Annotated in this window: 15 protein-coding genes; 11 read left to right on the top strand and 4 right to left on the bottom strand. The window is 66.6% G+C overall.

Translation table 11 applies throughout. From position 1 onward, the window contains the following. Nucleotides 1–1492: NACHT domain-containing protein (locus HW130_RS14775; RefSeq protein WP_375256535.1), on the bottom strand; the 1492-nt coding region annotated here is incomplete at its 3' end. Nucleotides 1493–2030: 538 nt separating this feature from the next. Between HW130_RS14775 and HW130_RS14770 the strand changes: the two genes are divergently transcribed. Next, entirely contained in the window at nt 2031–2591 is a 561-nt protein-coding gene (locus HW130_RS14770) for an HD domain-containing protein (protein WP_177150018.1), read from the top strand. Here the strand turns inward: HW130_RS14770 and HW130_RS14765 are convergent. Then, a complete protein-coding gene (locus HW130_RS14765; RefSeq protein WP_177150017.1) occupies nt 2579–3049 on the bottom strand; it encodes an NUDIX hydrolase in 471 nt (156 codons plus the stop codon). The two genes, HW130_RS14770 and HW130_RS14765, sit on opposite strands and share 13 nt — an antisense overlap. A gap of 34 nt (nt 3050–3083) precedes the next feature. After that, nucleotides 3084–3815: a helix-turn-helix domain-containing protein gene (locus HW130_RS14760; RefSeq protein WP_100106978.1), complete on the bottom strand. Its 732-nt coding sequence runs from the start codon at nt 3813–3815 to the stop codon at nt 3084–3086. A 164-nt stretch (nt 3816–3979) separates the two neighbouring features. Between HW130_RS14760 and HW130_RS14755 the strand changes: the two genes are divergently transcribed. The 10 genes from HW130_RS14755 (at nt 3980) to HW130_RS14710 (ending at nt 10206) form a co-directional block, all read left to right on the top strand. Further along, the gene (locus HW130_RS14755) at nt 3980–4336 is read left to right on the top strand and encodes a hypothetical protein (RefSeq protein WP_177150016.1); all 357 of its coding nucleotides are present in this window, start codon (nt 3980–3982) and stop codon (nt 4334–4336) included. 2 nt (nt 4337–4338) lie between these two features. After that, on the top strand, nt 4339–5694 hold the full coding sequence (locus tag HW130_RS14750) for an FtsK/SpoIIIE domain-containing protein (protein WP_309140437.1): 1356 nt from the start codon (nt 4339–4341) through the stop codon (nt 5692–5694). 90 nt (nt 5695–5784) lie between these two features. Then, a complete protein-coding gene (locus HW130_RS14745) occupies nt 5785–6447 on the top strand; it encodes a DUF2637 domain-containing protein (protein ID WP_177150015.1) in 663 nt (220 codons plus the stop codon). A 19-nt stretch (nt 6448–6466) separates the two neighbouring features. Next, nucleotides 6467–6658: a mobile element transfer protein gene (locus HW130_RS14740; protein ID WP_177150014.1), complete on the top strand. Its 192-nt coding sequence runs from the start codon at nt 6467–6469 to the stop codon at nt 6656–6658. Between the two features lie 14 nt (nt 6659–6672). Further along, entirely contained in the window at nt 6673–6867 is a 195-nt protein-coding gene (locus HW130_RS14735; protein ID WP_159692395.1) for a hypothetical protein, read from the top strand. A gap of 16 nt (nt 6868–6883) precedes the next feature. After that, nucleotides 6884–7225 (top strand): SpdD-like protein, encoded by a 342-nt coding sequence (locus HW130_RS14730; protein ID WP_177150013.1) that lies wholly within the window; start codon nt 6884–6886, stop codon nt 7223–7225. Between the two features lie 86 nt (nt 7226–7311). Then, a complete protein-coding gene (locus tag HW130_RS14725) occupies nt 7312–7506 on the top strand; it encodes a hypothetical protein (protein ID WP_177150012.1) in 195 nt (64 codons plus the stop codon). Beyond that, nucleotides 7503–8864 carry a replication initiator protein RepSA gene (repSA, locus tag HW130_RS14720; RefSeq protein ID WP_177150011.1) on the top strand — a complete coding sequence of 454 codons (1362 nt, stop codon included), beginning with the start codon at nt 7503–7505 and terminating at the stop codon, nt 8862–8864. The genes HW130_RS14725 and repSA overlap by 4 nt, the downstream gene beginning before the upstream one ends. Then, the gene (locus HW130_RS14715; protein WP_159692385.1) at nt 8861–9070 is read left to right on the top strand and encodes an excisionase family DNA-binding protein; all 210 of its coding nucleotides are present in this window, start codon (nt 8861–8863) and stop codon (nt 9068–9070) included. Before repSA ends, HW130_RS14715 begins: the two co-directional genes overlap by 4 nt. Beyond that, nucleotides 9070–10206 (top strand): site-specific integrase, encoded by a 1137-nt coding sequence (locus HW130_RS14710; RefSeq protein ID WP_177150010.1) that lies wholly within the window; start codon nt 9070–9072, stop codon nt 10204–10206. Before HW130_RS14715 ends, HW130_RS14710 begins: the two co-directional genes overlap by 1 nt. A gap of 422 nt (nt 10207–10628) precedes the next feature. Here HW130_RS14710 and HW130_RS35380 read toward each other — a convergent pair. Next, nucleotides 10629–11040: hypothetical protein (locus tag HW130_RS35380; RefSeq protein ID WP_218183539.1), on the bottom strand; the 412-nt coding region annotated here is incomplete at its 5' end.

The following is an 11040-nucleotide window of genomic DNA, read 5'->3' as shown; positions in this document are numbered from 1 at the left end:
CATCCATCGTTTGGCGTACGCGGCTGGACTTGGATTCGTCCAAAGACTTAGCTTTTGCCCAACGAGAAACGTACGACCTGACTTGAGTTGGTTCGAGCTTACTCAGACGCATATGCAGAAAAACTGCAGGATCAAATTCCTTCGTGTAACCTGTGGGCCGAGTGCTTGCGAGGATTTGCAGGTTTGCCTCTAGGGTTTCGCAGCGGTCCACAAATTCAGCGACGCGACTAAGAAGAATCTTGCGTAGGTCAGGATCCGTCACCTCATCCAGGCCGTCCAGGATAAGAAGAGTCGGATTTTGCCGCAGGATGTGATGCAGATCGTCAGGCGATACGCTGCGAGAAGTTACCGTCGATACCTGTGAGCAAATGAATTCGTCAATCGTACCAGCGCCTAGTTGGCCTTGGTCCTTCTTCTCGGCAAGCCACTGGCCAAAGTCTTTAAGGATGACTCGAAAGGGAATGCGGGGCGTGAGTGGTATGTAGGTCTCATCCACCTCCGTCCCACGATGCAAAGCTACATCTCTCACATGGCCGAGGAGCATGGAGCGATGGACTTGGGCCACATACTGGCCAACTGTCGACTTTCCTTCCCCGGGGCCTCCGACGATGACTAGACGATTCACTCCCTCTGACAACAAGAGGCTGCCAAGTCGGGCCCCCAACGTTCCGCTCGACCTTTGGGGGGACCGATGCTTCCTCAGCACATCTCGCACCTGCTGGTTCCTGTGGAGATGTGCAGCGCCGCGCCCATCGTCGACCTCGGCATATAGGTCGAAGAAGACATCCTGTAGTCTCACCGGTTGATCTGAAACGTCTCCCGCTTGATCCAGCTGTGCATGCATCTCACGGGTGTAGCTCGTACGCAGGTATGTCTTAATCGTTGTGGCCAGCTCGTCGAGCCGAGCCCTGCGTTCGTTAAGCAGCTGCGCGATGAGGTCCCCTGTAACCAGCAAATGCAGGTAGGGTTGCCTCACGGAGGGAAAAATATCAAGAAACCTGCATACCTCGTCCGCTCCCCAGAAAGCGAAGTTTTTCAGGTTCTCGTATTTGGTGCTAACGAGCCGCTGTGCCGCGTCAATCGTCCCCACTTCAGCCACGGCAGAGATCGGCACATTCGTGATCATGACAAAGTTGTCACAGGGGTACTCGTATTTGTTGAATACTTTTCCGAGCTCTTGATCAACCTCGGCAAGTACGGAACTCCTTGCCTTCTCCGGGGTAGTTAGGGAAAGGTCGTGGAATTTAACTTGAAATATCCAGTGCCCCCTCCAAGGGCTCTGAGGAGAAGGGTAAATCGCAGAGGTGCCCGTGAAGGTTGCTTCGCGGGCACCGTCTCGACCCGCTCCAAACGTTACGGAGCCTAGTCCGATCACCTTCTTAACGAGCGCTTGCGAGAGTCTTTCGAACTCCGACGCGCCGAGTGCGTTGAGGTTGTACTGCGGCACAGTGGCGTTGCCTCTTCCCCGAGTGGCCCTGATGAGCTGGACCACCCAGCATAGAAGGCTAGTTGATGGCCCGTCACGTGATTGTCACGAGGCGTGGATGCCTAGGTCGATGGCGAGCTCGGTGAGGCCAGCCGCGCGCCGTTGCGACTCGAGGCCTGAACCTCCATGTCAGGTCGGTGGAGCGGCTTTGGGCGGGAGCTGCCATGGGGCGAGAGATCATGGCCCCGTAAGCTTCCGGCGAGTCGGGCAGTCTGTGGACCTGCCCGGTAAAGCACGACGTTGGGGCCATGATCTTCGAGGCTCGCCCCATGGTGGCTACCTAAAGCCGTGGAGCCGACCGGGCTCAACCACAGCGGGCTACCGCCCACTGCATCAGGTGTGCTCGCTCCAGCCGCGCGGCCGGCGGAGCCGGGGCCCGGAGCGGGGCGGAGACAGGAGCGTCGGGGCCCGGCGCTGGAGCCGGGGCCGCGCGCGGCGAGCGGAGCGAGCCGCCTTGATCGAGTAGAGAAACTCTTACCGCGCTGATCCCATGGCCTGCGGTCGGTCTGTCGGCCTGTCCGTCTGCTGCGTTACGGTGCTGGTCATGCCTTCTGCGCTGGATACGCCCCAGGGAGCGGCCGAGCTGGCCGAGTCGTTGTTGCCACCGCTCGGAAACCGTTGGCTGCACACTCAGGCGGTCGCAGCTCGGGCTGGCGAAGCTTCAGCGGCTCTGCCCGAGAACGAACGGGACCTCCTCGTCGCTGCGGCCTGGCTCCATGACATCGGCTATGCACCCGAGCTGCGTGACACCGGATTCCACCCGCTCGACGGTGCCCGGCATCTGGCCTCGCTCGGTGCGCCTGATCGTCTGGTGCGGCTCGTCGCCCATCACTCCGGCGCGGTGTACGAAGCAGAGCAACGCGGGCTCTCGGCTGAGCTGGCCGTGTACGAGCGGGAAGACTCCCCGGTCCTGGACGCGCTGATCTTTGCCGACATGACCACCGGCCCCGCCGGGCAGCGCTTCGACTTCGATAGGCGCATCGACGAGATCCTGGTCCGCTACGAGCCCGACAGCGAAGTGCACAACGCGATCAGCAAAGCCCGGCCGTACCTCGCGGCCGCTGTCGAGCGGACTCTGGCACGGCTCGGCGCTCAGCCGATGTAAGGCATCGTTTCGCCGGAGAGGCCACGATCGATCCGCATCCGCATCGACGGATGGATCTTCAGCTCATTCAGCCGGTCCGGCCGGACGAAGGCGACTTCCTTACTCTCGCTGCTGGTGCGCAATTCTCCGCCAGTGATCTTCGCTGTGAAGCAGATCGAGAACTGTTGCCGTACCTCGCCGTCGTCGTACGCCATGACGTGCGCCGGGTTGGTGTACAGGCCGACCAGACCGGTCACCTCGACCTCGAACCCGGTCTCTTCCTTCGTCTCACGTACCGCGGCGTCTGCGGCAGACTCGCCAACGTCGACGCCGCCGCCGGGCAGGGCCCACAGATCGTTGTCGGTCTTGTGGATCAGTAGCACTTCGCCAGCCTCATTGAGGGCAACGGCGGTGACGGACGGGACGATGCTGTTCGCCTTCGGAGCGTTCGGATCGTTGAAGTAGTCGATGCGGGCCATGACTCCAGCGTCGCATGCCCCTCGCCGACTGCGGTTACGACGGGGTGCCCTGCTCCCACGCGTAGTCGAAGCTCTTCATGTAGTGGCGGAACGTCCGGGCCCCGGGGATGTACCGGAAGTGCAGCACCGGGTTCTGTCCGGCCGGTGCGCCGAGAACGTGTGGGTTCACCAGGACGTCGTCGTCGAACCGGTAGATGGAGTTGTAGAGGATCGTGTCGTGGAGCCGGACCTCGACGCCCGGTGTCCTGGTTGCTGGTTCGAGGTAGCGGCGGGTGATCCGTGCTCGGGCGGCAAGGTCGCTGCCGATGCCCTCTTCCTCGCCACGCTGGCGGACCATGTCCGACTCGGGGTCACCGAGGAGTACCCGGACCTGGGCCCCTGCCTTGGCCTTGTCGGCGAGCTGGTCCGGCAGGTCGGGGTGGCTGTCGAAGAGGAACAGGCCTGCGTACACGAGGATCTCGACGTGGCTGGACGCCTGCTCGATCAGCGATGACCAGAGGGTGGCCGGCACTGCTCCGCGATGCGGGTAGTACGTCACCAGTTCCGAAGTGCTGGCCGTCTCCGCCTGCTTCGTCACCGCGGGCCAGAGGTAGACCTCGTCCACGCCGAGGAAGCTGGACGCCTTCCACCGGTGACCTCGGTGTGGCGTGCGGTCCGTCGTGATCCAACGCTCGACGCTCTTGGGGTCCACTCCGACGTGCTGCGCGACCGACTGAACGGTCTCGCCCTTCGCCGAAATCGTCGCGCGCAGACGCTCGTTCGCCATCTCTTACCGCCCTCACCTGGGGGACGCTCGGGACGTTTTGACGATAGCTCAGACGTCCCCAAACGTCCATACGGGCCGTGATGTGTCCATCACTTCCTGCGGTCTCCTGATCTCACCGCCGCTTACGGCGGGTCCAATCGCCCTCAAGCACAGGAGAGAAGACGATGCGTCAGATTCCCGTCGACACCACCGGCGCCGTCGTGATGGTGGCCCAGCCCCCGCAGCCGAAGATCGCCAACCGCCAGACCGGAGAGGTCGCCACCGACCGGGACACCGGCGCGCCGCTGATGACGATCGACGTCATGTTCGTGATGAACGGCAATGCCGAGATCCTGAGCCTGACCGTTCCGGAGACCGGGTTCACCGGCGACCTTGCCACCGGCACCCCGGTCGGTCTGACCGGCGTGGTGGCCCGGCCGTGGGAGAACGAGTTCAACGGCCAGAAGCGCCACGGCATCAGCTTCCGCGCGATCGCGGTCACGTCCCTGGCCGCGGACGCCGGTAAGCCGAAGGCGGCCTGATCGTGACCGGAACAGCGATGGGCCTGCTGGCCGTCGTCGGGCTGGCGCTGCTGCTCAAGTGGCACCGCCCCGCCTGGTACTGGCTCGCCTTCGGCATCGGCCTCGCAGCTCTGCGGGTACTGGTCCGGTACGCCTCGGTCATGGACGCCTGCGGGCTCACGGTCCCGCCGTCCCGGCTGCGGCTGGCCTGGGCCCGCATCGCCCACCGGCCCATCCCGGCCCCCCAGCCACCGCGCATCCTTAGCCTGCGCCCGACCCGCACCGGACTGGTCCTGCGGCTGGGGCTTCGGCCCGGTCAGGACGCCTTCGACTTCGCAGCCTCCACCGACCGGCTGCGGCACTCGTTCACCATGCAGGGCGTCACCTCCCGCGAAATCAAGTCGGGGGTCGTCGAGCTGCGGATGACGGGGTACGACGTGCTCAAGCGGGTGCAGATGCCCGCAAGGGTCATCCGTGAGGGCCTGCGCATCCCGGTCGCCCTGCGGGAGGACGGAGAGGTCCACTACCGCGACTACCGGCAGGTCCCGCACGCTCTCAACCTCGGTGCTACCGAGTCCGGGAAGTCCGTCTACCAGCGGCAGTTGGTCAAGGAACTCGCTGCACTCGACGTCGCCCTGGTCGGCATCGACTGCAAGGAAGGAGTAGAGCTCTACCCGCTCGCCCGACGCTTCTCGGCGCTTGCCGACAATGCCGACGATGCTGCCGACCTGCTCGACGTCCTCGTGGAGAGGATGGCTGCGACGTACCGGGTCGTCCGTCGCGAGCAACGCATCAGCTCGGACGTCCCGGACGCAGAGATCACCGCCGACATCTGGGGCCTGCCCGACCACCGGCGTCCCGTCCCTATCGTGCTCCTGGTTGACGAGGTCGCCGAACTGTCGCTGTTCGCCAATGCGGCGGAGAAGAAGCGCCGCGAGCGGATCGTCACTGCACTGGTCCGGCTCGTCCAGCTCGGCCGCGCTGCCGGCATCTACGTCGAGATCTGCGGGCAGCGCTTCGGCTCCGAACTCGGCGACGGAATCACCATGCTCCGCGCCCAGCTCACCGGCCGCACGGCACACCGGGTCAACGACGAAGCCTCCGCCAAGATGGCGTTCGGCGACATCTCCCCGGACGCCGTGTTCGCCGCCACCCAGATCCCCCCGAACCGCCCAGGCACCGCCGTCGCCGGTGACTCGACCGGCGGCTGGGTCCGCATCCGCACCCCTTTCACCTCGCTGCGCCAGGCCGTGAACGTCTGCAACGCCAACGCACACCGCACGCCGGACCTGCCGGAGCTGGCTCCGTTCCGGCCCCTGCCGCCCACGGTCTCGCTGGTGAAGATCCCGGCTCCGACCAAGGCACCCGCCTCCGCCTGAGTCCCATCCCGCACCCCGGTCGGCGCGACCGCCTCGCGCCAGCTCCCTACCCCCGCCATGCCCAAAACGCCCTGTGAAGGAGGTGAAGACATGACCCGCTCACTCCGCGTCGACGCCGTCCTGGTGCAAGCCGTGATCGCCGGGGCTCTGTCCTTCGCCCACCTGCACGACCTCGCCGCCGCTGCCGGGCAGACCGGTTGGAAGGCGTGGGCCTACCCGGTCTCTGTCGACCTGCTCCTGGTCGCCGCCTGGCGTCGGCTGCGCAACGACGGACCGTCCCGGCTGGCCTGGTGCTGGTTCGTGATCGCGCTGGTCGCCTCGCTCGGCGCGAACGTCGCCACCGCCGGATTCCTCGACCTGGCCCACCCGCCCGCCTGGCTGCGCTTCGGCATCGCCGGATGGCCCGCGCTCGCCTTCCTCGGCGGCACCCTCCTCGCCCACTCACCCGCCGCGACCGACCTCGACCACGAACCGGAACCGACACCCGAGCCGGTCGAGGTTGTGCCGGCCGAACCCGCCCCCGCCTCTGAGCCCGAGCCGGTCGAACCTTCGGACCCTGCTCCGGCCCTGACCGCCGCTGAGCCTGCTGCCGCTCCGGCTCCGCCGGTCCCGGCCGCGCTGGTCGACCACGCCCGCAAGGTCGCCGACGCACACCGCGCCGCCACCGGCACACGGATCGACACCGACACCCTGCGCGCCCGCCTCGGCGTCCCGGCCCCGATGGCCGACGCCATCGCCGCCCAACTCGCCTAATCAGGAGGGACAACCCGCCATGTCTGCCCGCGACTTCTTCCACTCCGTCATGCGGATCGGCCCGGTTCAGGTCGGCACCCACCGCGACCGGCACGGCCGCACCAAGCACGCCGCCGTCTGCACTGCCGACCGCTGCGGCTGGTCCTCGGACTACACCAGCCGCTCGGCCGCCACTCTCGCCGCGCGCACCCACCGCTGCCGCATCGCCTGACAGGAGACCAACCGATGAACGTCGAACTCCCGCTGATCCTCGTCATCGCCGTCTTCGGCTACTTCGGCATCCGACTCTTCCGCCCGCCGACCTGGCTGATCGTCGTGCTCCTCCTCGGCGGCTTCCTCCTCGCCGACACCTTCCTCGCCCCCGCCATCGAGTCCGGCACCCGCACGGGCGTCGACGTCGTCAACGAAACCCAGAAGTAAGCGAAGGGAGACCGTCATGCTCCGCCCGCGCATCCCCACCATGCCGACCCCGACCGGCATCGTCACACCGCTCGCCGTCCAACCGACCCGCATCGAGCAGCAGCATTCCGCTCCGGCCTGCACCTGCCAGCTCACCCCGCCCGCTGCTCACGTGCCTGCGCCCGCCCCGGCTCGGCCCGCCGTCCAGATGACTCCGGGCACCCTCCTCGCCCTGGTCGCCGGTGGTGCCGGAGTCGTGCTCGTCGTCGGCGCGGTCCTGGTCTCGATGCTCCTGGCGGTCGCCGTCACCGCCGCCTCGGTCGCGGTCTGCGCGCTCGTCGTCCGCTCGCTGCTCAACAACCCGCGCAAGCGCTTCTGACCGGCCCCGGGGCGGTCGTCAACCGCCAAGTCACCGCCGCCCCGGAGCCGCATCCCAACCCATCCCGAAGGACAGGAACACCCATCATGGCCCAGCCCACCACCGCCACCGTGCGGGTCTGCTCGAACTGCGACGGCTTCCCCACCGTCCGCGTCACCCTCGGCGGCCGCGACCGACACGGCAACCTGCGCACCATCACCGTCCACTGCCCGGCCTGCCACGGCACCGGCACCCGCCCCGCCCGCCGGCCGATCCCCGCCCGCATCGAGGTGGCCGCGTGACCCACACCGCCACCGCGGCGGGCCTGGACCCGGCCACCCTCGAGGATGTCCTCCGGGTGGCCGGGTCCCCCGGCTTCGACCGCTGGAAAGACCAGATCCACCGCACCGGCGGCTGCTCCGACCCCATCCACCTCACCGGCTGGACCCTCGCCAAAGACCGCACGACCGGCGAGACGCTGCGCCGCTACTCGACCGACACCGAGCCGGACGGACGGCTCCGCGTCGCCTGCGGCAACCGCCGCGCCTCCCGCTGCCCCACCTGCGCCTACACGTACGCCGGGGACACCTACCACCTCATCCGCGCGGGCCTGGCCGGGGACGAGTCCAAGGACATCCCGGCGACTGTGCGGGATCACCCGCGCGTGTTCGCCACCCTCACCGCTCCCTCGTTCGGCCCGGTGCACAACCGGCCGGACCGTGGCGTCTGCCGCTGCGGCACTCGCCACCTCGAGGACGACCCCGCCTTGGGCACTGCCCTCGACCCGACCACCTACGACTACGCGGGCACGGTGCTGTTCAACAACCACGCTGGGCAGCTCTGGCAGCGCTTCACCACCCGTCTGCGCCGCGAGATCGCCGCCCGCGCCGGGCTCACTCAACGCGAGCTGAAAGACGTTCTGCGGGTCTCGTACGGCAAGGTGGCCGAGTTCCAGAAGCGCGGAGCGATCCACTTCCACGCTGTGATCCGCCTCGACGGACCGGACGGTCCCGACACGGCTCCGCCGTCGTGGGCCACTGTGCAGCTGCTCGAGGACTCCATCCGGGCCGCCGTCGCCCACTCCTACACGTCGATCACTGTCCCGGCCGCGGGGGACCAGCCGTGCCGGCCTTTCCGCTGGGGCCGTCAGCTCGACATCCGCCCGGTCATGGCGTTCGGCGACGGCTCCGACATCACGGAGCAGGCGGTCGCCTCGTATGTCGCCAAGTACGCCACCAAGGCGGCGGAGTCGACCGGCAGCCTCGACCGACGCATCGGGAACCGGGAAGTGCTCGACCTCCTGGACGTGCCCGACCACCCACGCCGCCTCATCGAGGCCTGCCTCGACCTCGCCCCGCTCTACCCGGATCGGAAGCTGGGTGCCTGGGCGCACATGCTCGGCTTCCGCGGCCACTTCTCCACCAAGTCCCGCCGCTACTCCACCACCCTCGGCGCACTGCGCCAGATCCGCGCCGACTACCGCGCCGCCCAGGACCACGACGCCCTCGGCGACCCGGACACCGTCCTCGTCCTCGCCTCCTGGCAGTACGCCGGACACGGCCACACCCCCGGCGAATCCGCCCTCGCCGCCACCATCGCCCGCGACATCCAACTCAACCGCGAAACCGCCCGCGAAGCCCTGGAAGGGAGCAAGCTGTGAACGACCGTCTTATGACCGTGGCCCAAGCTGCCGAAGTCCTGGGTACGACTGAGCGGTTTCCTCGTCGGCTCATCGCAGAACGCCGCATCGTCTTCGTCAAGGTGGGACGGCATGTCCGTATCCCTGAAAGCGCGTTGGTCGAGTTCATCTCAAGCAACACGGTCCAGCCGATCGTCACTCGTGCCCGGTTCGGGGCGGTGGCCTGATGGCGAACACCAAGGGGAAGCGTCGCCGCTTCGGTGCGGTGCGCAAGCTGCCCTCGGGGCGCTTTCAGGCTCGCTACCAGGGCCCGGACGGGCTGCTGCGTTCCGCGCCCGAGACGTTCCCGTCGCAGACCGATGCCGACCGGTGGCTCGTCCGCAAGGAAGCGGAGATCCTCGACGGCCGATGGAAGAACCCAGACGACAAGGTCCTCTTCGGGGTGTACGCCGACGCCTGGTTCAAAGAGCGCGACTACGCAGCGACCACCCGCGAACGCAACGGCAGTGCGCTGCGCCTCCACATCCTGCCGACCTTCGCGGATGTAGTCCTGAGTGAGATCACGACGCCTCAGATCCGCCGCTGGCGTGCCGGCCTTCTGGAGTCCGGTGTCGGTGAGCCGACGGTCGCCAAGGCGTATCAGATCCTCCGAGCCATCATGAACACCGCGGTTGACGACGAGGTGATCCAGCGCAACCCTTGCCGCATCAAGGGCGCCGGGGCAGCAAAGACAGCAGAGCGCCCCTTCCTCGACGTCGCCGAGGTCTTCCAGCTCGCCGGCGCCGTGCCGTCACGCTTCCGGGTGTTCATCCTCCTGGCCGCCTTCACCGGCCTCCGCTTCGGGGAGCTGGCTGCGCTCCAGCGCCATGACGTCGACCTCGAACGGCGAACCGTCGCCGTGCGGCGCGCTCTGGCTGAGACGCGGACGGACGGCATCGTGGTCAAGACGCCCAAGAGCGCGGCCGGTGTGCGCACCGTCGCCTTCCCAGCCTCGCTGACGGAGGACTTGGCCGCGCATCTCGACGCGTACGCCGAGCCGGGCCGTACCGGGCTGGTCTTCACCGGAGCGCGGGGCGGGCAACTGCGCCGGAACAACTTCCGCCGCCTATGGCTGCGTGCCCTGGAGACGACCGGCCTCGGAGACGTGCACTTCCACGATCTGCGCCACACCGGGAACACCCTCGCCGCGACCGGCGGTGCCACCACGCGTGAGCTGATGCAGCGGATGGGGCACTCGTCGGTGCGTGCCGCGCTGATCTATCAGCACCTGGTGAACGGCCGTGACCACGCCATCGCCGCACACGTCGACGAGCAGATCAGGAAGGTCCGGCCGACAGAGTCCGACGAGGAATCTGGCACGTAACTGGCACGACGCCCCTCCCCCGCCTCTGCGGCCGGGGAACGAACAAGGCCCAGGCTCCCGGTTCGGTACCGGTGACCTGGGCCTTCGTCGTGCTTCACGCGAGTGGGCGCGGACGGTTTCGAACCGCCGACATCTGCTTTGTAAGTTCGACCAGCCAGCCCGCGCATCTGCGCGCCGCCTCATGCCCTCGGCTCGACGTAGGCGCGGCTGTGTACTGACGACTGCTCTCGTGCGCTTACGTTGCCGTCAGCTACTGCCGTCAGGCCGAGCCCCCGACGAGCAGCGACCTGAGCTTGGGAATCGCCGTGCTTCTGGCTCCTGCTCGCGGTTCGTGAACGTCAGTAGGCCAGGCACTCAGGATGGCCCACTTGCGAAAGTTCAATAGATCAAGGTCGTGCCTGGCGAAGCGGGGTGTAGAGCCATCACTTAACAGGACTAGCAGAAGTTCGATTCGCCTCGTGGATGAAGGACACACACTTTTTGATCATACGCCCCAAGTGAGTCTTCGGCGCTGGCGGATCAACCCACTTCTCGCAGACGACCCGAGCAATTCTATTCTTATCTGGACTCTGGGACGCACCAGATCGACTCTTCAGAGTAAGTGGATTTTGCCACTTACCACCATTCCATTCTTGGGTCGCTCTCGGATGAACCTCCCCTACTGCTTCCTCAAGAATCTCTCGCGGCACATAATTCTCGATCGTGTACCCTTCGGTGATCCATGCGAAGCCATCAGCAGCATCCTTGTCGAACGACTCCTGTACACGCCTCTTCGTTTCATTGAGTCTGGCCTGAGGACTTTTCTTGTCACTGTCGATCACAATACTCAGATAC

The organism is Streptomyces sp. PKU-EA00015 (genome assembly GCF_013387495.1).
Classification (GTDB): Bacteria; Actinomycetota; Actinomycetes; order Streptomycetales; family Streptomycetaceae; genus Streptomyces.
This window is presented reverse-complemented; position numbering and strand designations above follow the sequence as displayed.